Origin of the sequence: Streptomyces pimonensis (assembly GCF_041380215.1) — a bacterium.
Classification (GTDB): domain Bacteria; phylum Actinomycetota; class Actinomycetes; order Streptomycetales; family Streptomycetaceae; genus Streptomyces; species Streptomyces pimonensis.
Map to the genome: position 1 here is coordinate 113129 of NZ_JAHWZY010000012.1, position 23847 is coordinate 136975.

The 23847-nt window shown below is 73.4% G+C and carries 20 protein-coding genes, 3 tRNA genes and 1 pseudogene; 12 read left to right on the top strand and 12 right to left on the bottom strand.

The features are described 5' to 3' along the window. The first annotated feature begins 85 nt into the window (after positions 1-85). A complete protein-coding gene (locus KYY02_RS14580; RefSeq protein ID WP_371238355.1) occupies positions 86-2926 on the top strand; it encodes a glycoside hydrolase family 35 protein in 2841 nt (946 codons plus the stop codon). A gap of 31 nt (positions 2927-2957) precedes the next feature. On the opposite strand, the gene arfA is transcribed toward KYY02_RS14580, so the two are convergent. The 5 genes from arfA to KYY02_RS14605 all read right to left on the bottom strand — a co-directional run bounded on the left by arfA (position 2958) and on the right by KYY02_RS14605 (position 8704). Then, the gene (arfA, locus tag KYY02_RS14585) at positions 2958-4463 is read right to left on the bottom strand and encodes an arabinosylfuranosidase ArfA (protein WP_371238356.1); all 1506 of its coding nucleotides are present in this window, start codon (positions 4461-4463) and stop codon (positions 2958-2960) included. 94 nt (positions 4464-4557) lie between these two features. After that, entirely contained in the window at positions 4558-5526 is a 969-nt protein-coding gene (locus KYY02_RS14590; RefSeq protein WP_371238357.1) for an arabinan endo-1,5-alpha-L-arabinosidase, read from the bottom strand. Between the two features lie 21 nt (positions 5527-5547). After that, a complete protein-coding gene (locus KYY02_RS14595) occupies positions 5548-6411 on the bottom strand; it encodes a carbohydrate ABC transporter permease (RefSeq protein ID WP_371238358.1) in 864 nt (287 codons plus the stop codon). Further along, a complete protein-coding gene (locus KYY02_RS14600) occupies positions 6408-7349 on the bottom strand; it encodes a carbohydrate ABC transporter permease (RefSeq protein WP_371238359.1) in 942 nt (313 codons plus the stop codon). Before KYY02_RS14600 ends, KYY02_RS14595 begins: the two co-directional genes overlap by 4 nt. Beyond that, on the bottom strand, positions 7346-8704 hold the full coding sequence (locus tag KYY02_RS14605) for an extracellular solute-binding protein (protein WP_371238360.1): 1359 nt from the start codon (positions 8702-8704) through the stop codon (positions 7346-7348). The genes KYY02_RS14600 and KYY02_RS14605 overlap by 4 nt, the downstream gene beginning before the upstream one ends. A gap of 214 nt (positions 8705-8918) precedes the next feature. Between KYY02_RS14605 and KYY02_RS14610 the strand changes: the two genes are divergently transcribed. The 5 genes from KYY02_RS14610 to KYY02_RS14630 all read left to right on the top strand — a co-directional run bounded on the left by KYY02_RS14610 (position 8919) and on the right by KYY02_RS14630 (position 14569). Then, complete coding sequence (locus KYY02_RS14610) at positions 8919-10145, top strand: DUF6545 domain-containing protein (protein ID WP_371238361.1); 1227 nt, start codon at positions 8919-8921, stop codon at positions 10143-10145. Positions 10146-10254: 109 nt separating this feature from the next. Further along, positions 10255-10752 carry a toxin gene (locus tag KYY02_RS14615; protein WP_371238433.1) on the top strand — a complete coding sequence of 166 codons (498 nt, stop codon included), beginning with the start codon at positions 10255-10257 and terminating at the stop codon, positions 10750-10752. Next, positions 10749-11939 (top strand): MAB_1171c family putative transporter, encoded by a 1191-nt coding sequence (locus KYY02_RS14620; protein WP_371238362.1) that lies wholly within the window; start codon positions 10749-10751, stop codon positions 11937-11939. Before KYY02_RS14615 ends, KYY02_RS14620 begins: the two co-directional genes overlap by 4 nt. Before the next feature lie 31 nt (positions 11940-11970). Continuing rightward, entirely contained in the window at positions 11971-13176 is a 1206-nt protein-coding gene (locus tag KYY02_RS14625; protein ID WP_371238363.1) for an MAB_1171c family putative transporter, read from the top strand. Then, the gene (locus KYY02_RS14630) at positions 13166-14569 is read left to right on the top strand and encodes an FAD-dependent monooxygenase (RefSeq protein ID WP_371238364.1); all 1404 of its coding nucleotides are present in this window, start codon (positions 13166-13168) and stop codon (positions 14567-14569) included. Before KYY02_RS14625 ends, KYY02_RS14630 begins: the two co-directional genes overlap by 11 nt. Before the next feature lie 100 nt (positions 14570-14669). On the opposite strand, the gene KYY02_RS14635 is transcribed toward KYY02_RS14630, so the two are convergent. Together KYY02_RS14635 and KYY02_RS14640 are read right to left on the bottom strand one after the other, a co-directional pair. Next, the gene (locus KYY02_RS14635) at positions 14670-15524 is read right to left on the bottom strand and encodes an SMP-30/gluconolactonase/LRE family protein (protein WP_371238365.1); all 855 of its coding nucleotides are present in this window, start codon (positions 15522-15524) and stop codon (positions 14670-14672) included. Then, entirely contained in the window at positions 15521-16294 is a 774-nt protein-coding gene (locus KYY02_RS14640; protein ID WP_371238366.1) for an IclR family transcriptional regulator, read from the bottom strand. Before KYY02_RS14640 ends, KYY02_RS14635 begins: the two co-directional genes overlap by 4 nt. 269 nt (positions 16295-16563) lie before the next feature. On the opposite strand from KYY02_RS14640, the pseudogene KYY02_RS14645 reads away from it, so the two are divergent. From KYY02_RS14645 to KYY02_RS14655, 3 genes and pseudogenes are all read left to right on the top strand, one after another. Beyond that, positions 16564-17097, top strand: a pseudogene (locus tag KYY02_RS14645) (hypothetical protein). 184 nt (positions 17098-17281) lie between these two features. Beyond that, entirely contained in the window at positions 17282-18763 is a 1482-nt protein-coding gene (locus KYY02_RS14650; RefSeq protein ID WP_371238367.1) for an acyl-CoA synthetase, read from the top strand. A 600-nt stretch (positions 18764-19363) separates the two neighbouring features. Beyond that, positions 19364-20401: a rod shape-determining protein gene (locus KYY02_RS14655; RefSeq protein WP_371238368.1), complete on the top strand. Its 1038-nt coding sequence runs from the start codon at positions 19364-19366 to the stop codon at positions 20399-20401. A gap of 12 nt (positions 20402-20413) precedes the next feature. Here the strand turns inward: KYY02_RS14655 and KYY02_RS14660 are convergent, their stop codons facing one another. Together KYY02_RS14660 and KYY02_RS14665 are read right to left on the bottom strand one after the other, a co-directional pair. Then, on the bottom strand, positions 20414-21367 hold the full coding sequence (locus KYY02_RS14660) for an anti-sigma factor RsbA family regulatory protein (protein ID WP_371238369.1): 954 nt from the start codon (positions 21365-21367) through the stop codon (positions 20414-20416). After that, positions 21364-21717 carry an STAS domain-containing protein gene (locus tag KYY02_RS14665; RefSeq protein ID WP_371238370.1) on the bottom strand — a complete coding sequence of 118 codons (354 nt, stop codon included), beginning with the start codon at positions 21715-21717 and terminating at the stop codon, positions 21364-21366. Before KYY02_RS14665 ends, KYY02_RS14660 begins: the two co-directional genes overlap by 4 nt. Positions 21718-21908: 191 nt before the next feature. Between KYY02_RS14665 and KYY02_RS14670 the strand changes: the two genes are divergently transcribed. Beyond that, a complete protein-coding gene (locus KYY02_RS14670; protein WP_371238371.1) occupies positions 21909-22589 on the top strand; it encodes an ANTAR domain-containing response regulator in 681 nt (226 codons plus the stop codon). Between the two features lie 64 nt (positions 22590-22653). After that, a complete protein-coding gene (locus KYY02_RS14675; RefSeq protein WP_371238372.1) occupies positions 22654-22818 on the top strand; it encodes a hypothetical protein in 165 nt (54 codons plus the stop codon). A gap of 148 nt (positions 22819-22966) precedes the next feature. Here the strand turns inward: KYY02_RS14675 and KYY02_RS14680 are convergent. The 3 genes from KYY02_RS14680 to KYY02_RS14690 all read right to left on the bottom strand — a co-directional run bounded on the left by KYY02_RS14680 (position 22967) and on the right by KYY02_RS14690 (position 23371). Beyond that, positions 22967-23043 (bottom strand) — tRNA-Ile (locus KYY02_RS14680). Positions 23044-23220: 177 nt separating this feature from the next. Continuing rightward, positions 23221-23293, bottom strand: a tRNA-Asn gene (locus KYY02_RS14685). 5 nt (positions 23294-23298) lie between these two features. Further along, positions 23299-23371 (bottom strand) — tRNA-Asn (locus KYY02_RS14690). 169 nt (positions 23372-23540) lie between these two features. On the opposite strand from KYY02_RS14690, the gene KYY02_RS14695 reads away from it, so the two are divergent. Next, positions 23541-23846 (top strand): YtxH domain-containing protein, encoded by a 306-nt coding sequence (locus tag KYY02_RS14695; RefSeq protein ID WP_371238373.1) that lies wholly within the window; start codon positions 23541-23543, stop codon positions 23844-23846. The last annotated feature ends 1 nt before the right edge of the window (position 23847 follow it).

Consider the following 23847-nt stretch of genomic DNA (forward strand, 5'->3'; position numbering starts at 1 on the left):
AATCCTCGCGTGAACGCGGGAGCGCCGGTTCGTGGACAATGGCCCACCGGCACCCCGTGTGGCAGCACTAGCAGGAGGCGCTCCCTTGGAGTTCAGCAGGCGTACCTTCACTGCCCTGGCCGGGACGGCGGCGCTCGGTCTCGCGCTGGCCGGCAGCGGCAGGGCGGCGACCGGCACGCACGGGCCGCGCAGCATACCGACGGGCCCGCCGCCCCCTCCCCCGAGCGCGGACGGCAAGCGGCACCGGGTCGGCCACGACCGGTACTCGCTGCTGGTCGACGGCCGGCGCCTGGTGCTGTGGTCCGGTGAGATGCACCCCTTCCGGCTGCCCAGCCCGTCCCTGTGGCGGGACGTGCTGCAGAAGCTGCGCGCGGGCGGGTGCAACGCGGTCAGCGTCCCCGTGCCGTGGAACCACCACTCCCCCGCGCCCGGGCGGTACGACTTCACCGGCGTGCGGGACCTGGACCTCTTCCTGACCACGGCCGCCGAGGAGCGGCTGTACGTCATCCTGCGTCCCGGCCCGTACCTGGGGTCCGCCGATCTCGACGCCGGCGGCTTCCCCGGGTGGCTGACGGCCACCGGGGGCCGTGCCCGCACCACCGACCCGGAGTACCTGCGGCACGTCGACGAGTGGCTGAGCACCGTCGACCGCATCGCCGTCCGGCACCTGTTCACCTCGGGCGGCGGCACCGTGCTGCTGTACCAGTTCGAGGACGGGGCCGAGGTCCTCGCCGACGACCCGGCCGGACAGGCCTACCTGACCCACCTGTACGACAAGGCGCGCGCCGACCGCATCGACGTACCGCTGTTCCACGCGGACGGGCGCTTCGGCGACCGCGGGACCGGCCGGCGGACGCCCGGGGTCCTGGCCGGGGCGGCCGGCGGGGCGGCCGACCCGTGGGGCGGGGCCACCTCCGGCGGCGAGGGGTACGCGCAGGTGCGGCGCACGCACGACGCGGCCCGTGAGCGGCGCGACCTCCTCGCGGGCCTCGCCGACGGCATCACGGTGCACAACGTCCGCATGGCGTTCGGCGGGACCTCCTGGGGCTGGCTGCCCTCGCCGGGCGTCTACACCTCGTACGACCACGGGGCGGCGATCGACGAGGGCCGCCGGCCGACGCCGAAGCTGGCCGTGCTCCAGCAGCTCGGCCACCTGCTGCGGACCGTGCCCGACCTCGCCCGGCTGGACCCGGCGGGGGAGGTGCGGGCCGAGGACGCCCGGCTGAGGGTGCGCCACCTGGCCAATCCGGACACCGGCGCCCAGGTGTACGTCCTGCACAACGACTCCGGGGAGCCGGTCGACTCGATGCTGCCCGGCACCGGCATCGACGTCCCCGTCACCGTCGGCGCGCGGGACGCCAAGCTGCTCGTCACCGGGCTGGAACTGGGCCGGCGGAAACTGGCGTACAGCACCGCGCAGCCCATGCTGAACACGACCGTCGGACGGCAGGACATCGCCCTGTTCACGGGCCGCAGCGGTGAGACGGCGCAGGTCGCGCTGGACTGCGACACCGAGCCGCTCACCTACCGGCTGGACGACGAGCCCGGGTGGTCCTACGACCGGGGCAGGCTGAACATCGTGGTGCCGCTGGGCGTGGGCGGGCTGAGCCGGGTGCTGATCAAGGGCGGGGGCTCCGGGACGCCCATGGTGCTGCTGTTCGCCGACGACGCGACCGCGCTGCGCCTGTGGCCGTACGAGACCCCGTCCGGCTCGGTGCTGGTCTACGGCCCGGCGCTGCTGCGCTCGGTCACCCTGCGCGGTCCCACCGCCCACCTCGTCGGCGACCTCGTCGGCGAGACCGGCCTGGAGGTGTGGGCACCGCGCGGGATCACCGCCGTGACCTGGAACGGACGGCCGGTGCGCACCCAGGTCAGCCGGGCCGGGAGCCTGCTGCTGGAGGGGCTGCTGCCGGGCGCGCCCGAGGTGCGGCTGCCCGCGCTGGAGGGCTGGCGCCGGCAGGCGGAGAACCCGGAGTCCGAGGCCGGTTTCGACGACTCGGCGTGGCCGGCCGCCGATCTCACCACGTCGCACAGCACCACGCCCGTGCCCGGGGGCGGTCCCGTCCTCCTCGCGGACGACCACGGCTTCCACTACGGCGACGTCTGGTACCGGGGGCGGTTCGAGGACACCCGCGGCGTCACGTCCGTGTCGCTGTCCTACAGCACCGGTACGCAGGGGCTGCTGATGGCCTGGCTGGACGGCCGTCCGCTGGGCACGCACCGCATGCCGGTGCCGGACGAGGACACGGCCCGGCAGGGCACGTGGACGGCGACGGCCTCCTTCGACGTGCCGGAGAAGTGGCGCGAGCGGGGCCCGCACGTGCTGTCGGTGCTGGTACGGCCGATGCAGCACGACGGGGACGAGCAGGCGAAGGACACGCACAAGGCCGCGCGCGGGCTCGTGTCGGCCGGGTTCGGGGGCGCGTCCCGGGACGTGGAGTGGCGGATCCGGGGCGCCGTGGCGCCGGACCGGGTGCGCGGACCGCTGAACAACGGCGGGCTGTACGGGGAGCGGGAGGGCTGGCACCTGCCGGGGTTCGACGACCGCGAGTGGCCTGGCGTGGAGCTCCCCCGGGAGGAGCGGCGGCAGGGGGTGGTCTGGTACCGGACGGGCTTCCGGCTCGACGTCGACGCGGACGTGGACGCCTCGATCGGGCTCACGATCGACGACGCACCGGAGCGCGCCTACCGGGTTCAGATCTTCCTCAACGGCTGGAACATGGGCCAGTACATCAACGATGTGGGCCCGCAGCACACCTTCGTCCTGCCGAACGGGATCCTGCGCACCCGGGGGGCCAACACCCTGGCTCTGGCGGTGCTGTCCGACGGGACCACGCCCTCGGGCCCGCGCGACGTACGGCTGACGCTGCTGGGCGCGGCGCTGGGCGGGGTCCCGGTGGAGGCGGTGGACTCACCGGGGAGGTGAGCCCACCGCCGGGCACATCGCACCGGGCGGATCACGCCAGCCGGATCACGTTCCAGGACAGCGGCTCCAGTACGGCGGAGAGCCGGCCGTCCTCCAGGGTCGTGCCGTCGACCGGGTGCGGGGTGACCCGCTCGGGCTCGGCGAGGGTGTTGCGGGCGTCGGGGTCGGCGTCCGCGAGGGCGCTGTGCTCGACGACCGAGGTGAGGTCCAGGCCGTTGAGCGCGACCTCCAGCGGCAGGGACCCGGTGCGGCTGCGGTTGACGGCGAAGACGGCGACCGTGCCGTCCTCGGCGCGCACGGCGGTGGCGTGCAGCAGGTCGGCCTCGCCGTACTTCTCCGTCTCGTACGTCGGCGAGTCCACGCGGACGTCGAGCACCTCGCCCCGGCCGTACTTCGAGGCCTGGGCGAACGGGAAGAACGTCGTCTGCCGCCAGGCCGGGCCGCCGGGCTCGGTCATGATGGGGGCGATCACGTTGACGAGCTGGGCGAGACAGGCCACGGTGACGCGGTCCGCGTGCCGGAGCAGGGCGATGAGGAGCGAGCCGAAGACGACGGCGTCGGTGACGCTGTAGTTGTCCTCGAGCAGACGCGGGGCCTCGGGCCAGTCCAGGGCGCTGACCTGGGCCTCGGTCCGGGACAGGTACCAGACGTTCCACTCGTCGAAGGAGAGGTCGATCTTCTTCTTGGACTTGAGGCGGGCGCCGACGTGGTCGCAGGTGGCGACCACGTTCTCGATGAAGGACTCCATGTCGACGGCGGAGGCGAGGAAGGAGTCGACGTCGCCGTCGAGCGGCTCGTAGTAGGCGTGCAGGGAGATGTAGTCGACCAGGTCGTACGTCTCCTTGAGGACCGTCGCCTCCCACTCGGCGAAGGTCTCCATGGACTGGCCGGAGGAGCCGCAGGCGACGAGCTCGACGCCGGGGTCGATCTGGCGCATGGCGCGGGCGGTCTCGGCGGCGATGCGGCCGTACTCCTCGGCGGTCTTGTGGCCGGTCTGCCAGGGTCCGTCCATCTCGTTGCCCAGGCACCACATGCGGATGCCGAACGGGTCCTTGTCCCCGTGCTCGACGCGCAGGTCCGACAGGGCCGTGCCGGAGGGGTGGTTGGAGTACTCCTGGAGCTCCAGGGCCTCGGCGACGCCCCGGGTGCCGAGGTTGACGGCCATCATGGGCTCGGCCTGGGGGCCGATCTTCTTCAGGAAGGCGATGTACTCGGAGAGGCCGAAGCGGTTGGTCTCGGTGGAGCGCCAGGCGAGGTCGAGGCGGCGGGGGCGGTCCTCGACGGGGCCCACGGAGTCCTCCCACTTGTAACCCGAGACGAAGTTGCCGCCGGGGTAGCGGATGGCGGTGACGCCGAGCTCTCTGACGAGGTCCAGGACGTCCTGGCGGAGGCCTTCCGCGTCCGCGGTGGGGTGGCCGGGTTCGAAGATGCCGGTGTACACGCAGCGGCCGAGGTGTTCCACGAACGAGCCGAAGAGACGGGGGTTCACTTCGCCTACGGTGAAGGCGGGGTCCAGGGTGAAACGGGCGGTGCGCAATTTCTTCCTTTCGAAGGTTCGGTTTCGTCTGCGGCTGGGCGAGGGCTTGTCGCGTCCGCGCGGCGGAGCCGCGCATCGGCGCGGCCCCGCGCCCCTAGAGGACGACGGGCCAGCCGTTTCTCTGCCAGCTCAGCCTGTTCAGCCCCAGCTTGGGGGCGCCGTCGTCCTCCGCGTCGTAGTAGTGGTACGCCAGCCAGTCCTCGCCCCGGTCACGGAAGACCGACTGGCCGCCCGTGCCCACGTACCTGCCGTGGCCGGCGAGGAGGAGGTCGCCGCCGCCCTCCAGCATCGGCCTGCCCGTGCTGTCGGTGTACGGGCCGGTGATCCTCGTCGATCTGCCGACCTTGATCCTGTACGTGCTGTTCACGCCCGAGCAGCACGCGTCGTACGACGCGAACAGGTAGTAGTGGCGGCCGTGTTTGACGATCTCCGGGCCCTCGACCGCGTACGGCTCGTCGGGGCGGGTGGCGAGATGGTGGACCGGGGCGTCCTCGATCGCCCTGCCCGTCCTCGGGTCCAGCTCGACCATGCGGATGCCGGTCCAGTACGAGCCGAACGTCATCCACAGGCGGCCGTCGGCCCGGACGACCGCCGGGTCGATGGCGTTCCACTGGTCGGTGGTCTCCGAGGTGAGGACCTTGCCGTGGTCGGTCCAGGTGCCGGGCAGGCCCGTGCGGGAGGTGGCGACACCGATCGCGGAACGGTTGGTGCCCCAGGAGGAGACCGCGTAGTACAGCCAGTAGCGGCCGGCGCGGTAGGAGAGGTCGGGGGCCCAGGGGTCCCCGGTGTCGTTGTACTCGTACCACCAGGACGGGGGTTCGGCGAAGGCGTTGCCCGCGTCCTTCCAGTGGACGCGGTCCTTCGAGGTGCGGGCGCCGATGACGCCGCCCGTCGAATAGGCCACGTAGCCCCCGGACTTCAGGCGCAGCACGGTCGGGTCGTGGATGATCTGCTGGCCGGTGACCGGCTGGGGGTCGGGGTACGTCGTGTCCGCCCGGGCCGTGGCCGGCAGCAGGGCCACGGCCGCCGCGGCCAGGAGGGTGACGAGTCTCAGGCGCTTCACATCGGGCTCCCCTCGGAGGGATTACTGGCCGGCCAGACCGGTGTGGGCGACGCCCGCCACGATCTGGCGCTGGAAGAAGACGAAGACGAGGATCAGCGGCAGGCCCGCCATGAGGCCGCCGGCCATGAGCTGGGCCCACTGGATGCCGTAGGAGTTCATGACGGTCGCGATGCCGTTCGGCATGGTCATCAGGTCGGGGTTGTTGGTGACCATGTAGGGCCACAGGAAGTTGTTCCAGGAGCTGATGAAGGTGAAGATGCCGACCGCCGCGAGGGAGGGGCGGGACAGCGGCACGATGATCGTGAGGAAGACGCGCCAGCGGCCCGCGCCGTCGATGAAGGCGGCCTCCTCCAGTTCGCGCGGGACGCCCTGGAAGAACTTGTAGAGGATGTAGACCATCGCGGCGGGCGCGCACTGCGGCAGGATCATGCCCCAGTAGGTGTCGACCATGCCCATCTGCTGGACGGTGGTGAACAGGGGGACGCCGAGCACGGCCGGGGAGACCATGAGGCCGGCCATGACCACGCCCATCAGGACGTTCTTGCCGCGGAACTCGGTGCGGGCGAAGCCGTATCCGGCGAGTGCGCTGACCACCAGCACGATCGTCGTCACGCAGACGGAGACCACCAGGGAGTTCACGAACCAGTTGGTGATGTTGCCGGTCTCGAAGATGGCCGTCCACGCCTGGCCGGTCCACTCCTCCGGCAGCCAGTGCGGCGGTACCTCGACGGCCTCGGTCTCCGACTTCAACGAGGTGAACAGGGCCCAGGCGAGCGGGGCGAGGAACACCAGGGAGACGGCGGTGCCGAGGAGGGTGAGGACGATCTGGCTGGGTGTCCAGCTCCGGCGGGGCCCGACCCGGGTCTGCTGTGCGGCGGTGGTCATCGGCCGCCCTCCTCACGGTTGCGCAGCAGCCACATCCGGGCGAGGGCGACGGCCGCGATGATCAGGAAGAAGATGATGGAGATGGCGGAGGCGTAGCCCACGCGGTAGCTGGTGAAGCCCTCTTCGAGGGTGTACTGCACGAACGTCCTGGTGGAGCCTTCCGGTCCGGGCAGGAAGTCCATCATCACCACGGCCTGGTCGAAGACCTGGAGCGAGGCGAGGATCTGCAGGGCGACGACCAGCCCGGTGATGTTGCGCAGCATCGGCAGGGTGATGTGGACCATGCGGTGCCAGGCGTTCGCGCCGTCCAGCCTGGCGGCCTCGTAGAGGTGTCCGGGGATGCCCTGGAGGGCCGCGAGGTAGAGCAGGAAGCTGAAGCCGACCGTCCACCACAGGGTGCAGATGACGACGGCGAGCATCGCGTACGACTTGTCGTTCAGCCACGGCGTCTCGATGCCGAAGACGTGGTTGACCATGCCGGTGCCGGGGTTGAACAGCCACTGCCACAGGTTGGCGGCGACGGTGGAGGGCAGCAGGAACGGCATGAAGAAGCAGAGCCGCCACAGCCATTTCCCGCGCTCGATGTGGTGGGCGAGCATCGCGAGGAGGAAGGCGAGGACGGTGATGCAGGGGACGACGAGGAGCGTGAAGTACGCGCTGTGGCCGAGCGATTCCCACACCAGCGGATCGTCGAGGGCCTCGCGGTAGTTGTCGAGGCCGATGAGGTTCGCGCCGTCGCCGGAGATGTTGGCGTCGGTGAAGCTGAGGTAGAGGCCGCGCAGCAGCGGCCAGATCACGAAGAGCGCGAACAGCACGAGGAACGGGGTGACGAACCAGCCGCCGTGCTGGAAGCCCTGCTTGCGGCGGACGGTGGCACTGTCCGCGGCGGTCCGCACGCGCGTGGGCGCGATGACGGTCTCTGCGCCGGTCGTCGTCATGCGACCGCACCTCCCTGCGCGGCGGTGCGGCCGTCCATGGGGTTCTTCGAGGCGAGCAGTTGGGTGAGCGTGCTCTTCATGCTGCGGGCGGCGGCGTCCGGCTTGGCGGAGCCCATCGTCGAGGAGACGACGACGGGGCCGACGCGCTGGGCGAGGATGCCGGTGGAGCCGGCGAACCACACCTTCGGCTCGGTGGCCTGGTGGTCCATCGCGGAGACGTACTCGCTCTGCGGGTCGAGCTTTCGGTACGCGGCCGTGGACAGGGTGGGCGTGTGGGCAGGGATGTGTCCGCCGGCGGCCCACTGCCGGGCGTGCTGGACGATGTAGGCGGCGAGCCGGTGCGCGCCCTCGTTGGCGGCGCCGCCGCGGTCGGACTGGTGCGGCAGGACGAAGGCGTGCGACTCGGCGTGGGTGGCCTGCCTGCCGAAGACGGGCGGCAGCGGGGTCGCGCCGTAGTCGATCTTCGCGCTGTCGAAGACCGGCACCGACCAGTTGCCCTCCCAGACGAGGGGGCCGCCGTTGACGAACTGTTCGGCCCCCGCGCCGCCCGCGAAGTCCGGGTTCGCGTACCCGTCGGCGACGTGCCGGCGCAGGAACTCCAGGACCTGGGTGGCCTTGTCGGTGTCGAAGGTGACCTCGGTGTTGGCGTCGTCGAACCAGGTGCCGCCGAGCTGGGTGTAGAAGGCGACGAAGAACCACCACTGGAAGTTCTGGTCGGCGGACCACATGCCGATGGTCTGCAGGCCCCTCCCGGCGGCCTTCTTGGCCTCCTTGAGCACGTCGAACCACGCGTCGACCGAGGTCACCGGCACGATGCGGCCGTCGGCGCCGAGCAGGCCCGCCTTCCTCAGCACGTCCTTGCGGTAGAAGCAGAGCTGGACGTGGATGTCGAGCGGGAGGGCGTAGAGCTTGCCGTCGATGACGGCGCGCTTCCACAGATCGGGGTTGAAGTCGGATTCCTTCACGCCGTACCGGGCGAGCAACTCCACGTCCCAGGGGTCCAGGAGGCGGCCGGGCGAGAAGCCGGTGACGCGGCCCAGGTGCATGACGCCGAGGTCGGGTGCGCGGTTGCCCGCGGCCGCCATGGCGAGCTTGGTGTAGAAGGGGCTGCCCCACTGGAGGGTGGAGTCCTTCACCTCGATGCCGGGGTTGTCCTCGCGGAAGGAGTCCAGCATTGCGATCATGTTGTATCCGTCGCCGCCGCTGAAGAGGTTCCAGTAGCGCACCCGGGTGTCCGCTCCGGAGGCGAGTGCGTCGGCCCCGGTGCCGAGCGCCGCGAAGCCGAAGCTCCCGGCGACGGTCAGCCCGCCCAGTCCGGCGAGGAGTTGCCTGCGATTCAGGTCAGGTCGTCCCATGCCCTGCCCCATCCGTTCATGGTTTGTTCGAGATATCGAATGACGCCCGTAACTTCGAACGGACCGTAAAGGTGATGGACCGGCGCGTCAATGGCCCGGACAAGAACTCACAGCGGGACTTTCCGCGGGAGGCCCACGCATGACGCGGGCACGTCCGGCCGCGTAGGCTCGAACGGCCTTGGTTTCGGCGGCGGGTGGGAGCGAGGGGGGCGGGATGGGGTTCGCGGACGCGGCCGTGGGTCCGGCCTCGTTCCTCAGCGCGTTCTACACGTCCTTCTGGTGGGTCCCGGCCGTCGTCCTCGCCGCCGCCCTGGCGATCAAACTGCCGACCGTCATCCGGCTGTGGCACGATCCGCTGCTGCGCGCGGTCGGCGGACTGCTGCTGCTGGCCTGCGCGGTGTTCGTGTTCGTCGCCCCGCCGACCATCGTGTGGGTCAACCGGGTCACGGGCGTGCCGAACATCTCCGCGCCCTGGGTGTACTCGCTGCTGACCGCCTTCTGCGGCTCCTGCCTGGTGCTGATCGTCGCCTGGCGCGACGGGCTGCCCGAACACTCCGCCTCCACCCGCCGCGCCACCCGCCGGGTGCTCCGCGCGTACGGGGGCGTGATCGTCGCCCTGTGGGTGCTCTTCGCCCTCGCGGACGCGCCCGTGGAACGCGCCCGGGACCTGGACACCTACTACGCGACGACGCCGTTCATGCGCGAGGAGATCCTGCTGTACCTCCTCGCGCACACCACCGCCGTGCTCATCACCTCGAAGCTGATCTGGAACTGGATCCGCGCCGAAGGACTCGACGCCTGGCTGCGCTGGGGACTGAAGTTCCTGGGCGTCGGATACGCGCTGAACCTGGCCTTCGACGCCGCCAAGCTCACGGCCGTGGGGGCACGCTGGACCGGGAACGACCTGGACTGGCTCAGTCTGAACGTGGCCCCGGCGCTGGCGTGCGCGTCCGCGGTGTCGATCGCGGTCGGCTTCATCCTGCCGCACGCCGGCCAGTACCTGCACGAACGCTGGCGGCTGCGCCTGGCCCACCGCCGGCTGCGGCCCCTGTACGAGCTGATGAGGTCCGTGCACGGTCGCGGCATGCCGTTCGTGCTGCGCGCCGGCCCCGAACTGCGCCTGACCCGCCGCGAGACGTTCATCCGGGACGTCCTGCTGCCGCTGGCCCGCCGCACCGACGAGCGGCTGCGCGAGCGGTCGTACGCCGCCGCCCTGGGCCTCGGTCTCCCGCCGGAGCGGGCGCGGGCGCTCGCCGCGGCCGTGGTGATCCTCGACGCCGTCGAGGCCGGGGCCGGTGCGCACCGCGGCCACGAACTCGACACCACCGAACTGCTGCGCGAGATCGGGGCCGTCTCGCGCGCCCTGCGCCACCCCGACGTCATCCGGGAGGTCCGTGCGCTCGCCGTGGCGCCCGGAGGCACCGCGGCGGTCACCGAGTGACCGCGCCGCACACGGAACTGGCCGGGACGGCACCCGCCTTGGCATATTGCACAGGTGACCGGGCGACACCCAGGGAAACAGGGAGACAGCGGTGCGTACCAGGAAGGAGATGCGTCGCCTCGCTGACGCCCTCATCGACCCCATCCGGGTGGCGGTCCCGGCGGATCCCGAGGTCCTGTTCGAGGCCCTGGTCGCCTCCGTCAGCGCGTGGCGGGGACGGGAGGTGGTCGTCCACCGGGCGGCGTTCCCCCCGCACACGGCGAGCGGACTGTGGCTGGAGCGCGAGGGCCATGACGACGTGGTCGTCGACGAGCGGGCCGCCGTATGGCACCAGATCGTGATCCTCTGCCACGAGGTGTGGCACATGAACCGCCGCCCGGCGGACGCCGGAGGGCGGCCCGGACCGGTCGCCGCCCGCACCGACTTCAGCCTGGCCGAGGAACAGGAGGCGGACCGCTTCGGCATGCTGATGGGCCGTCGGCTGCGCACCTGGCTGGAGGCCTCCACCGACTCGGTGTACGCCGCGGAGAGCGGCGGTCCCGGGGACCCCAGGGACCTCGCCGGACGGATCGGGGCCGCGCTCAACCACCGCGGGACGAAGGGGTGAACGGCCTGCTCAACTACGTCAGCTGCGGGGCGCTGTGGCTCGGCCTGCTGGTGAAGACCCCCGATCTGCTGCGGCACCGGCGCGATCCGTACCTGCGGACGATCTGCGCGGTGCTGGGCCTCGCGGGGCTGTGCTTCTTCCTGGGGGCGCCGCCGACGGTCGGCGCCGTCAACCGGACCGGCGGCGTGCCGAACCTCGCGGCGCCGGTCACCTACGTGGCGATCACCGGGTACTGCGCCGCGTCCCAGGTCCTCGTCGTGCACTGGCGCGGCGGTCCCCGGGTGCGGCGCACCGTCCGCCGCTGGCTGCTCGCCTACGCCGTGGTCGTGCTCGGCATCGCGGTGACGTTCGCCCTCGGCGAGGCACCCGTGGAGCGCCGTACCGACCTGGACACCTACTACGCGACGACGCCCTTCATCGCCCAGATGATCGTGCTGTACCTGGTCGCGCACCTCACCGCGGTGACCGTCACCACCGTGTCGTCGCTGCGCTGGGCACGCCGGGTGCGGGGCGGGCTGCGGGCGGGGCTGACGCTGCTCGGGGCCGGTTCGCTGTGCGGGGCCGGGTACAGCGCGGCCAAGCTGGTCGCGGTGGGCGCGTGCTGGTCCGGGCGGGACTGGTCGCAGCTGGGCACCGCCGTCTCCCCGGCCGCCGCCGGGCTCGGCGCCCTGCTGACGGTCGTCGGGGTGCTGGTGCCGCTGGCGGCGCCCCGGGTCGCCGAATGGCGGCGGGCTCGGCGGACGTACGCCCGGCTGGAACCGCTGGAGCGGGTCCTGGACGGCCTCCTCACCCGCCGGGCGCTGCGGCTGCCCCGGCCCGGGCTCGCCTCCCCCACGACACGGCTGGTGTGGCGGCAGACCAGTGTCCACAACGCGCTGAGCCACCTGGACGTCTACTTCGACCCGGAGCTGTACGACCGGACCCGCGCCGGCGTGCTGGCGGCGACGGGGGAGGCGGAGCGCGCGGAGGCCGCCGCGTGGGCGGCCGTGATCACCGCGGCGGTGCGCGACGAGGCGGAACCGGGGCGCCGGGCCCCGTCGCGCGACGGCGGCGGCCGGCTCCCGGACCGGGTGCCGGACCCGGCCGTCCTGGTCCGGATCGCCGACGCGCTGGCCGGCGCGGCCCCGGCCCCGGCCCCGGCGGCCGCCGCGGTGCCGAACGGTACGACCACGGCGGGGACCGCGTGAACCGGGCCCCGGACGGGAGGAGCCTGCCGGTATGAGCCTCGTCGTCTACCTGGCTGCCTTCGTCTTCGGCATGACGTCCGTGCTGCTGTTCCGCCGTCCGCGCACGGCGGCCCCGCCCGACCCGCTCACCCTGTCCACCTGCGCCGCGATCGTCCTGGGCGCCCTGGTCTTCGTGTGCGCCGCCCCGGCCACCCTGGCCGCCGTCAACTCCCTCACCGGCGTCCCCAACTTCGGTGCCCCGCTGACCTACGGGATGCTCTCCGCGTACAGCTGCGCGGTGCTGGTGCTGCTGATCAACTGGCGGGGCGGGTCGCGGGAACGGGTGCGGCGCATGGTGCTGCGCAGCGTGGCCGCCTACGGTCTGCTGGTGGCCGCCATCGTCGTCCTGTTCGCGCTCGCCGAGGCGGACACCGAACGGCTGACGGACCTCGACACGTACTACGCCACCACCCCGTTCATGCGGGAGATGATCCTGCTGTACCTGGTCGGGCACAGCGCGGCGATGCTGGTGATGTGCGTCGTCTGCGTCAAGTGGGGGCGCGAGGTCGGCGGGCTGCTGCGGACCGGGCTGCGGTTGATCCTCCTGGGGGCGCTGCTGGACGTGGTGGGGTTCCAGCTGACCAAGTACACGGCGGTGGTGGCCCGTTGGTCGGGTCATGACCTGGACTTCCTGTCCACCACGGTCGCCCCGCCGATGGCCGCGCTGGCCGCGCTGCTGTGGTCGGCCGGGTTCGCGCTGCCGAGGCTGCTGCCGTCCGTCCGCGCGCAGTGGCGGGGGCTCGGCGACTACCGGCGGCTGGGCCCGCTGTGGTCGCTGGTGGGGCCGGTGCCGACGGCTCCCAAGCCGCAGGCCGCCTGGTGGCAGCTGCCGCGGGCGCGGCTTCAGTGGCGTGAGGTGTCGATCCACGACGCGCTGCTCGCACTGGCGCCGTACTTCGACCACCGGGTCCGCGAGCGGGTCCGGGACTCCGCCCTGCGCGCGGGCCGCTCCCCCCACCAGGCGCGGCTGGCGGCGGAGGCTGCCATGCTCGCCGACGCGGCGCGCCGGGCCGCCGCCCACGAGGAACCGCCCGAGAGCGCCGGCACCTACCGGCTGCACGCCACCGAGGTCTCCGGCACCGGCGGGCTGGTGGAGCTGGCGCAGGCGCTGCCCCGCCCTCCCGCCGCGGGCGGGGGCGGGGCGCCGCCTCCCCCGACCGGAACCGTGACCGAACCCGAGGAGCCCCATGTCGCGTAGAGCTGTCGTCATCGGTGCCGGCCTGGCCGGCATGCTGGCCGCGGCGGTGCTGTCCCGTGCGGGGGCGGACGAGGTGATCGTCCTGGAGCGCGACGCGCTGCCGGACGGCCCGGAGCACCGCAAGGGGCTGCCGCAGGGGCGGCACGCGCATCTGCTGATGGCGGGCGGCCTGGACGCCATGGAGGAGCTGCTGCCGGGCGCGGGGCTGCGCGAGCGGCTGCTGGCCGCCGGGGCGCACGAGATCCCGCTCAGCTCGGGCATGCTGGCGCTCACGTCCGAGGGCTGGCTGCGGCGGTGGCGGCGCGAGGGGCCGGCGATGGTGACGTGCAGCCGGGCGCTGGTGGACTGGGCGGTGCGCACGGCGGTGCGGGAGCAGGTGCCGGTGGAGGTCCGCAGGGCGGCGGCGGTGGGGCTGACGGGCTCCGCGGCGCGGGTGCGCGGGGTGCGGATCGCGGCGCCCGGCGGGGACACGGACCTGGAGGCGGACCTGGTCGTCGACGCGAGCGGACGCGGCACGCGGGTCGCCGGCTGGCTGGGCGGGCTCGGGCTGACCGGTGTGCAGGAGCGGGCGGTGGACTCCGGTCTGGTCAACGCGTCGCGCGTGTACCGGGTGCCGGAGGGCGCGGAGCGGTTCCCGCTGACGGTCGTGCACGCCAACCCGTACGTGTCGCGGCCGGCGCGGAGCGCCATGGTGATGCCGATCGAGGGGGGCCGCTGGCTGGTGAGCTGCGGCGGCTCGCGGGGCGGTGAACCGCCGGCGGACCCGGCGGGGTTCCTGCGGTACGCGCTCGACCTGCCCGATCCGATCGTGGGGCGGCTGATCTCCGGCGCGGAGCCGCTCACGGACGTGCACCTGAGCCGGTCGACGAGCAATGTGCGGCGGTACCTGGAGCGGATGCCGCGGTGGCCGGAGGGGCTCGTGGTGCTCGGGGACGCGCTGGCCACGTTCAATCCGGCGTACGGGCACGGGATGTCGGTGGCCGCGTTCGGCGCCCGGGTCCTCAGCCGTGAGCTGGGGCGGGGCGGAGGGCCCGGCGCGCCCGGTCTGGGCCGGCGGGTGGTGCGGGGGGCGGCGCGTGCGGCGGACACGGCGTGGTCGACGGCGGTCGGACAGGACGTGCTGTATCCGGGGGTGCGGGGCGGTCGGCCGACCGCGGCCGACCGCGCCTTGGCGGCCTACACGCGCCGCATGATGAAGGCGGCGACGGGGTCCTACGCGGCGGCCTCGGCGGTGTGGGACGTCACGAGCCTGCGTGCCTCTCCGGTCCGTATGTTCCGGCCCTCCGCGGTGCTGGCGGCTGTGGCCGGGCCCCCGCTGCCTCCGTCGGTCGAGCCTCCGCTGACCCCGGGTGAACGCGAGGTCCTGCGAGGGCTCGACCGTACGGGGGTGTGAGCCGGGAGGTTCCTCGCCCCCCGCCGCCCCTTCCCGTCCCCCGGGCGTACCGCCCCCCGGAACCCCCGGGGTGGGGCGGGAAGGGGCGGCGGGGGCGGGATCAGCCTGCGAACGGAGGCTGGGGCACCCCCTTGCCCGCGCCCGGCACCACCAGCAGGGAGCCCGCCAGGGGGTGCGGGGAGGCGAGGCCCACCCGGGCCGTGGTGATGTAGAGGTCGGTCAGGCCGGGACCGCCGAAGGCACAGGCCGTGACGCGGGGCACGGGGAGCGGGATCACCCGGTCCAGGTCGCCGGAGGGGGTGTAGCGGCGTACCGCGCCGCCGTCCCACAGGGCGACCCACACACAGCCGTCGGCATCGACGCACAGGCCGTCGGGGAAGCCGGCGCCGTCCTCGATCCGGGCCAGGGAGCGGCGGTTCGTGATCCTGCCGTCCGCCTCGCCGACGTCGAAGACGTCGATGCGGCGGGTCGGCGAGTCGATGTAGTACATCAGCCGCCCGTCGGGGCTCCAGCCGGTGCCGTTGCTCACCGCCACGTCGCCGAGGAGGACGTCCACCACGCCGTCACCGGTGACGCGGGAGAGCGTGCCGCCGCCGGGCGCCTCGTCGTAGCGCATGGTGCCCGCCCACAGACTGCCGTCGGGGGCGACGGCGGCGTCGTTGGCGCGGCGGCCGGGGACGGCCTCGCGGTGCAGCCAGCGGAAGGTGTCGTCGGGGTCGAGCAGGCCGATCCCGTCCCGCAGGTTGAGGACGAGTCCGCCGCCCGCGCGGGGCTTGACGGCACCCACGTGCTGCTCGGTGCGGCGCAGGGTGCGCCGGCCGGTGGCCGGGTCGTAGGTGTGGACGCGGGAGCCGAGGATGTCGATCCACAGCAGGCGGCCGGTGGCCGGGTCCCAGGTGGGGCCCTCGCCCAGGGCCGCCTCCGCGCGGACGGCGACGTCGTGGGTGTGTGTCATGCCATGCTCCGGTGGCCCAGGCGCTCGGACAGTTCGGCGGCGCCCTTCACGGCGAGCTGCTCCAGCTCGCCGAGCCGTTCGTCGCTCCAGCGGATCATCGGTACGGAGATGGACAGCGCGGCGACCACCTGCCCCGTACGGTCGCGCACCGGGGCGGCGACGCAGGAGACGTCCGGGTTGGACTCGCGGCTCTCCACGGCGACGCCCCGGGCGCGGATCTCCACGAGGCTCTCGCGCAGGGCGGCCACGTCGGTGATGCTGTTGGGGGTCATCGCGGACAGCTCGGCGTCGTCGGGGACGCGCGCGGCGAGTTCGTGCTCGGGAAGGGAGGCCAGCAGCATCTTGCCGACGGAGGTGCAGTGGGCGGGCAGTCGGCGGCCGGCCGCCGACACCATCCGCACCGCGTGGGTGGAGTCCACCTTGGCGATGTAGATGACGTCGGTGTCCTCCAGGATCGCCACATGCACCGTCTCGTCGCAGGTCTCGGCGACGGAGCGGGCGACCTGCTGGCCCTCGGCGGCGAGGTCGAGGTGCTCGGCGTAACGGGCGCCGAGCTGGTACGGGCGGACGCCGAGCCGGTAGCGTCCGGGCTGGCCCGCCACCGGGACGATGTACTTCCGGGCGGCGAGCGTGGTCACCAGTTCGTGCACGGTGGTGCGCGGCAGTTGCAGCCTGCGCACGATGTCGGGGGCGGAGAGCGTCCCGTCCCCGTCGAGGAAGAGCTCGAGAATGTCGAGAGCCCGGGTCACGGCTGGTACGAGGCGTCCCACGACCGGCCCCCTCCCTATGTGTCTCAGGCGCCTGCGGTCGTTCGATATTTCAACAGGCGATCGGAATGGCGAACACACAGGCTAGCCATACGGGCCTGCCCCGGGCAATGGGACGGTCGCCCCCACCGGCGGGCGCGGGGGGCCCGACGCCGGCCGGACACCGCCGTCGGGCCCCCACCGAGTGCGCGACGACGGCTCCCGCGCCCGCCGGACGACGAACCACCGAGCCGTCCACCCCGCTCGCCTTCCAGCCCGTGCTGCTGCGTCGCATGGCCGATCACAACCCCGGCCCGGTCGAGAGGCGGCGCGGCACGAACCGGGCATCCGTCTCGCGGACCTGCGCGGGGCCCACAGGCGCCGGCAGGCGATGGTCCGCTCGCCGCGCTCCCGCCCGGCCCTGTCCCGCCACCGGTCCGTGCTCGGCGAGCCGGAGTCCCGGACCCCGCGCAGGATCGGCGACCTGGACTGCGAGGCGTGGCGGTGGCCGGTCCCGCTCCGGCCCGCCCTGCGCTTCGAGGTGCCGGCCCCGGCGGCCGGGGGCGCGGTGTGGAACGAGTGGCTGGTCCGCGCGCCGGACGCCGAACCGCCCGCCCTCCACACGCTGGAGGACCTCACCCCCTGGTCCTGCACGGTGGACGAGGCCGCCCGCGCCTTCGCGCCCGCCCGCCCCGGAGGGACCGGCCCCGGCCCGCCGGGGCCCGGCCTTCACCACCCCGGACGCGAGCGGCACACCGCACGAGGCGGTCGCGGAGTTCACCTGTGGCCCGCTGCAGCGTACGGCGGTCAGCCGGCCGCGGCCCTGAGGACCCCCCACCACGCGCGGCTCCGACTCCGGACGCAGCCACAGGAACAGGTTCGGTTCGACCAGCTCCAGCCATCGGCCGCGCGGTGGTGGACGCGGTGGAAAGAGCGGCCCGATCCGCGCGACGATCGGCCCGGGTCCCACCCCGCGGCCCTCGGACGACGACCAGTCAAGGAGTACGCCACGTGTCCTCTCTCTTCCCGTCCCTGACCGACGGCCCGGCCGGCCGGCCCGCCCTGCGCTTCGGCGAGCGCTCACTGACGTACGGGGAACTCGCCTCGGCGGCCGGAGCGGTGGCCGGGCGCCTGGCGCAGGCGCGCCGGGTCGCCGTATGGGCCACGCCGACGCCGGAGACCGCGGTCGCGGTCACCGCGGCGCTGCTCGCCGGGGTGCCCGTGGTGCCGCTCAACCCGAGGTCGGGAGGGAAGGAACTCGGTCACATCCTGACCGACAGCGCCCCGGACCTGGTGCTCACCACGCCCGGCGGGGAGCTCCCCGCCCCGCTGGACGCGCTGCCCCGCGTCGACGTGGACCCGGCGGCCGGGGGCACGCTCCCCGGCGACCGTGCGCGGGACCCGGAGGACCCCGCCCTGATCGTCTACACCTCCGGCACCACCGGTCCGCCCAAGGGCGCCGTCCTCCCCCGCCGTGCGATCGCCACGACCCTGGACGCCCTCGCCGAGGCCTGGCGGTGGACCGGCGACGACGTGCTGGTGCACGGACTGCCGCTGTTCCACGTGCACGGTCTCGTCCTCGGCGTCCTCGGCCCGCTGCGGCGCGGCGGCTCCGTGCGCCACCTGGGCAGGTTCACCACCGGGGGCGTGGCGCGGGAGCTGAACGACGGCGCGACGATGCTGTTCGGGGTGCCGACGATGTACCACCGGATCGCCGAGACCCTGCCCGACGACCCGGAGCTCGCCGGGGCGCTCGCCGGGGCCCGGCTGCTGGTGTCCGGGTCGGCCGCACTGCCGGTGCACGACCACGAGCGGATCGCCGCCGCGACCGGCCGGCGGGTGATCGAGCGGTACGGCATGACGGAGACCCTGATGCTGTGCTCGTCCCGGTGGGCACCCCCGGGCCCCCGGCCCGGCGCGCGGGCGGACGGCGAGCCGCGCGCCGGGACCGTGGGCGTGCCGCTGCCCGGGGTGGAGCTGCGGCTCGTGGAGGAGGACGGCACACCGGTCGCGGCGCTGGACGGGGAGAGCGTCGGCGAGATCCAGGTGCGCGGCCCGAACCTGTTCACCGGGTACCTCAACCGGCCGGACGCCACCGCCGCCGCCTTCACCGGGGACGGTTTCTTCCGCACCGGCGACATGGCGGTGCGCGACCCCGACGGCTGTGTCCGCATCGTCGGCCGCAGGGCCACCGACCTGATCAAGAGCGGCGGGTACAAGATCGGGGCCGGTGAGATCGAGAACGCGCTCCTCGAACACCCGGGGGTGCGCGAGGCGGCCGTCACCGGGGAGCCCGACCCCGACCTGGGCGAGCGGATCGTGGCGTGGATCGTGCCGGCGGACCCCGGGTCGCCACCCACCCTCGACGCGCTGGCCGGCCATGTCGCGGGCCGACTCGCCCCGCACAAGCGACCCCGCGTCCTGCGGCACCTCGACTCGCTCCCCCGCAACGACATGGGGAAGATCATGAAGCGGGCGCTGTCCCAAGGCTGACCGCCCGTCCACGCGCGGTCCTCGCCCTCGTCACCGACGACTTCACCGGACTCCCCCGCCCGGCACGGGACCCACGGCCCTACGGTCCGCTCGGCCGGCCCGGTCGCGGCGCCGCCCGCGCCCGTGCCGCCGGGCGCACCGGCGGGAACCGGCCCGGCCCGACGCGGCGGAGCGCGGAGGCGCACGCGCTGCCGCGGCCCTCGATCAGCACGGTGCACGCGCTCGGCCCGCGCAACGCACAGCGCTCGGCCCGCCCGATCGGGGCAACGGTGTTCCGCCTCCGGGGCAGGACACCGTTCACCGCCCCGCTCCGCAGGCGCCGGAGAGGCCCAGGACTCGCGGCGGCCCTCCTCGAACGGCCCCCGAAGGAGGCGGGGGGCACGGCGGACCGGCTCCACGTCCACCCGCAGGAGCCGGTGGAGCCGGAGGCTGCCACGGGGGCGCGGGACCGGCGGACCGCACCCCCGTGGCCGAGGGGCCCCGTTCGGCGGCCACCCGCCCGGTCCCCCAGGAAAGGCGCCCGCACCCGCCCGTCGCGCACGATGCCTGAGAGGTCCGCCACCCGGCGGGCCGCTGGGCGCGCACTCGGGAGGAACTGCCGTGACCGCCAGTCTGGAGCAGCTGCGCCGCTGCCACTTCGCCGTCGACCTGGGGGCGGCCCGCACCCGGGTGTACGTCAAGGGCGTCGGACTCGTCGTCGACCAGCCGTCCACCGCCGCCGTGAACACCCGTACCGGAGCGCTGATGGCGGTCGGGGAGTTCGCGGAGAGGATGACGGGCCGTACGCCGGACTACATCCGCGTCGTGCGTCCCGTCTCCGGCGGCACGGTCGTCGACATCGAGATGGCCCAGCGCATGCTGCGGCAATTGATCGGTGACAGGATGCGCCGCACGCTGCGCCGCAGACCCCGGCTGCGGGCCGCGGCCTGCGTCCCGCACGACGCCGACCCGCTCGCCCAGCGCGCCGCGATCGAGACCCTGGTCGGTCTCGGCGCCCGCCGGGTGGAGCTGGTCGACACGCTCATCGCCGCCGCCGCCGGCTGCGGTCTGCCGGTGGAGCGGCCCGAGGCCACCATGATCATGGTGTGCGGTGCGGCGGCCACCCAGATGGCCGTGCTCTCCCTCGGGGCGATCGTGACGGCGGAGCGCGTCCCCGTCGGCGGTGAGGCCGTGGACAACGCGATCGTGCAGTACCTGCGCCACCAGCACGAGCTGATGCTGCCGAGCCAGTCCGTACGGCCCCTGCAGCTCGCCCTGCACGGCAACGGGCTCACCCCGCGGGGCCCGGAGTCGACGGAGATCCACGGGCGGGACGTGGCCACCGGTCTGGCCCGTTCCGTGCAGGTCGACACGGCCGCCGTGCGGCGGGCCGTCCAGACGCCGCTCACCGCCGTCCTCGACGGCATCGGCAAGGTGCTGCGGGAGTGCCCGCCGGATCTGGTCGCCGACCTGGCCGACCGGGGGATCATGATGGTCGGCGGGAGCGCCCTGCTGCCGGGTCTCGACCAGATGCTGCGTCAGGCGACGGGCATGCCGGTGAACATCGCCGAGCAGCCGGAACTCTGCGCCGTACAGGGGCTGGGCGAGATGCTGGAGGGCAGGATCGCGCCGATCGCGCTGGACCCGCTGCACGCCTGAGCCGGGCGGACGTCAGCGGGTGAACCAGCACCTGATCGTCGTGCCCTCGTCCCCGGTGTGCACGCGCACCAGGTCGGCGATCAGGTTGACCATCAACAGGCCGCGCCCGCCACGCTGGTCGCGGGACGGGGGGCGGCGTCCCGCGAGGGGGTCGGTCATCCGGCCCCCGTCGCGCACCTCGCACAGCACGTGGCCGTCCTCGGCCCAGATCCGCAGCACCCCCGAACCTCCGCCGTGCACCACGCTGTTCGTGGTCAGCTCGGCCGTGGCGAGCACCAGGTCCTCCAGGGTGACGCCGGTGAGGCCGAGCCGCCGTCCCTCGTCGGACGCGGCGTACCGGGCCGAGGCCAGCGACTGGGCGACGAACGGGAAGGTCATCGCGTCCACCACCAGCGGCAGCGGCTCGTTGTAGCGGGCGACGACCGCGTCGGGGGCGTACGCCTCGCTGTCCCGCGCCGGGCGGGCGCCGGCCGGGATGACGGTGGGGTGGGTGGCGTGGGCGTCGGCGAGGACCTGTGCGGACAGCCGTACGGCGTCGTAGGGGCACAGGATCGTGACCGTACGGCCCCGGAAGGCGGCGTTGATCAGTGCCTCGTGCTGCACGCAGGCCGGGTACTCGGTCGCGGACCGGCCGGCCCAGACGGGCTCGCCGACGATCCGCACCCGCTGCTCGGCCGGATGGGCGTCGGCGAAGGCGCGCAGCACGCCGGGGATGATCCGGCCGGGATTGCGTCCGGCCTCGCGCATGTCGAGGAGGCGGACGGTGTCCGCGGCGTCACCGAGCGCGTCCCGGACCATCCGCAGCCGGTCACCGGGTACGGCGACCGCCACGGGATCGCCGGCCGCGAGTCCCTCGCGCACGAAGGGGACGGTGCCCTCCAGGTACTCCTGGTCGTCCCGGTAGAAGAGGGCGGGGTGGGCGAAGGGACCGGAGACGGTCTCCCGGGGTTCGGCCGCGGCACTCATGTCATCGACACCTCGATCGTCGACAGGTCGGGCCAGAACGTGTCCAGTACCCGGCACAGGGCGGGGGGCGGGCGGCGTACCACGAACCGGCGGCCGTCCTCGAGCCGCCCGGCGGCCGCCGCGAGCGCTCCGGCGCCCGCGACGTCGACGAACGTCACCTCGGACAGTTCCAGGTGGTACACGGCCTCACCCTCGCGCACCGCCTGCTCCAGCACGCGCTCCCAGATCGTACGCGTGGCCAGGCAGATGTCCCCGGCCACGCGGACACCGCGGCAGCCCTCCAGCGGGCGCACCGTCAGACACGGCGCCGGAGTCCCGGGCACGTACGGCGTCCGGTGACGATTGCCCAACACCCGTCTCCCCACACTCCCGGGCCCGTATGTGCCCCGTCGGTCACCGGCCGTCCCCCGGCAGGGTGTGTAGTACGCCGCGGGGCGGGCAGGCGTACCCCCGGCGCAGCCGGGACCGTGCGCAGCTTACCGCTCCGGTGCCGACGGCGGCCGAACGCACCGACCCCCACGAGCACCGACAAGGCGGTGACATGACCTCCGAGGCGTCCCTCCCCCTCCCCGGAAGGCCGGCCACCTTGGTCATAGGCGGTCGCACGGACGCGGGCCGGGCGCTGCTCACCCCGTGCGGCGAACTGGTCCGCGGGTGCGCGCAGGCCCTGGCGGAGAAGCTGGCGCGACTGCCCGACGGCACGGCGCGGGTCGACGTGGACATGAGCGGCGTGTACTTCATGGACACGGCGGGACTGGAGTTCCTGGAGGTGCTGCGCGACCACGGCCGGCGGCGGTCGGTCACGGTCACGGCCACCCACTGGAAAGGCCAGCCGCGCCGCATCCTGGAGCTCGCCGGCCTCGACACCGCGGACCCCCTGCGTTCCCCGGTGCCCGGGGACGCGCCACCGCGGACCGTCTCGGCGGTGGCGCTGGAACGGGAGGAGCGGCTGCGCGTGCTTCGGGAGGAGGTCGAGCAGCTGCGGCAGGCGATCGTCTCCCGCCCGGTGATCGACCAGGCCCGCGGCATCCTGATGGCCACGTACGACTGCACCTCGGACGAGGCCTGGCACATCCTGCGGGAGGCGTCCCAGCTGTCCAACACCAAGCTCCGCACGCTCGCGCAGGCGCTCACCGCCGGCGCGGAGGCGGAGGGCGTTCCCCCGCCCGAGGAGGTCCGCTCCGCCCTGTCCCGGGCCCTGGCCCGCCGTTCGGCACGGTGACACCGGCCCGCGCGGGGTACCCGGCGACGGACGGCCACCGGCCCCGAGACAGGGAGACAGCACCATGAGCGAGCTGAGCGAACACACTCCGTCCCAGGCCGAGGGCGACCGGGACGACGACGAGTGGACCACCCCCGAGGTACCGCACTCCACCCCGTCCCAGGCGGAGGGCGAACGCGATGCGTCGGACGCCCCGGCGACGACCGACGGGACCGACGAGGGCACCTGAGCCCGGTGCACGCGGCAGGGGCCGCCTGCCGCGTCCGAGAGCGTGCCGTCGGCTGCGCCACGCGATCGTGGCCACCCCCGGCTTCCGGCCGGCGAGTCGACGCGGCTGCCGGCCGATCCGCCGGAACAGGTCGCCGCTGCCGCGCAGGTGGTGGGGCGGGTGGGACTCGAACCCACGGCCGACGGATTATGAGTCCGCTGCTCTAACCGGCTGAGCTACCGCCCCATAACGGCGTGTCGCGTACATGTGTGCGCGCCGTCTGCCGCAGCATAGCCGCTCATACGATCTCCTGCTTCGGATGGTCGGCTGCGTGCGGCCTTCGTGACCATGGAGACTTCACCGAGCCCCGCACGGTTCCCCCGGACATGAAAAAGGACCCCTACGGGGTCCTCGTTCAGCATGCTCCCCCGACTGGACTCGAACCAGTAACCTGCCGGTTAACAGCCGGCTGCTCTGCCAATTGAGCTACGGAGGACCGAGCTCCCCCGACTGGACTCGAACCAGTAACCTGCCGGTTAACAGCCGGCTGCTCTGCCAATTGAGCTACGGAGGAATGCCTCGTTGCATCGAACGCACCCGCCTGGGTATCCGCCAGAGGGCGCGCGCTCGCTGCGACACATACATTAGCGCAAGCTGGGGGGTGCTCCGCCAATCGGTACTCCCCGGCGCTGTCAGCGCGCCGCAGGACCTTCGCAGACTGGAACAACGGAAGGGTGGCCGCCATGAAGTACCGGCTCACGTTCGTCGCCGGAGCAGCCCTGGGTTATGTCCTGGGCACGAAAGCCGGCCGGGAGCGATACGAGCAGTTGCGGAAGTCCGCGCAGCAGCTCACCCGGAACCCCGCGGTGCGCAACACCGCGGAGAGCGCGGCACAGCAGAGCCGCGAGTTCGCGGACAAGGCCTACCAGGCGGTGAGCCACAAGGTCGGCGACCGCATGCCCGACTCGGTCGCCCAGCGGGTCCGTACCCTCCGCGAACGCACGGCCCACGGCCCGGCGGAGGACGACTGGGGCACCAGTAACACGTAAG

Excerpts from the sequence above, each read along its gene's own strand:
- KYY02_RS14630 (WP_371238364.1), top strand. The coding sequence starts at position 13,166 with ATGTCGCGTAGAGCTGTCGTCATCGGTGCCGGCCTGGCCGGCATGCTG.
- KYY02_RS14635 (WP_371238365.1), bottom strand. The coding sequence starts at position 15,524 with ATGACACACACCCACGACGTCGCCGTCCGCGCGGAGGCGGCCCTGGGC.
- KYY02_RS14595 (WP_371238358.1), bottom strand. The coding sequence starts at position 6,411 with ATGACCACCGCCGCACAGCAGACCCGGGTCGGGCCCCGCCGGAGCTGG.
- KYY02_RS14625 (WP_371238363.1), top strand. The coding sequence starts at position 11,971 with ATGAGCCTCGTCGTCTACCTGGCTGCCTTCGTCTTCGGCATGACGTCC.
- KYY02_RS14610 (WP_371238361.1), top strand. The coding sequence starts at position 8,919 with ATGGGGTTCGCGGACGCGGCCGTGGGTCCGGCCTCGTTCCTCAGCGCG.
- KYY02_RS14670 (WP_371238371.1), top strand. The coding sequence starts at position 21,909 with ATGACCTCCGAGGCGTCCCTCCCCCTCCCCGGAAGGCCGGCCACCTTG.
- KYY02_RS14600 (WP_371238359.1), bottom strand. The coding sequence starts at position 7,349 with ATGACGACGACCGGCGCAGAGACCGTCATCGCGCCCACGCGCGTGCGG.
- KYY02_RS14605 (WP_371238360.1), bottom strand. The coding sequence starts at position 8,704 with ATGGGACGACCTGACCTGAATCGCAGGCAACTCCTCGCCGGACTGGGC.
- KYY02_RS14615 (WP_371238433.1), top strand. The coding sequence starts at position 10,255 with ATGCGTCGCCTCGCTGACGCCCTCATCGACCCCATCCGGGTGGCGGTC.
- KYY02_RS14675 (WP_371238372.1), top strand. The coding sequence starts at position 22,654 with ATGAGCGAGCTGAGCGAACACACTCCGTCCCAGGCCGAGGGCGACCGG.
- KYY02_RS14695 (WP_371238373.1), top strand. The coding sequence starts at position 23,541 with ATGAAGTACCGGCTCACGTTCGTCGCCGGAGCAGCCCTGGGTTATGTC.
- KYY02_RS14660 (WP_371238369.1), bottom strand. The coding sequence starts at position 21,367 with ATGAGTGCCGCGGCCGAACCCCGGGAGACCGTCTCCGGTCCCTTCGCC.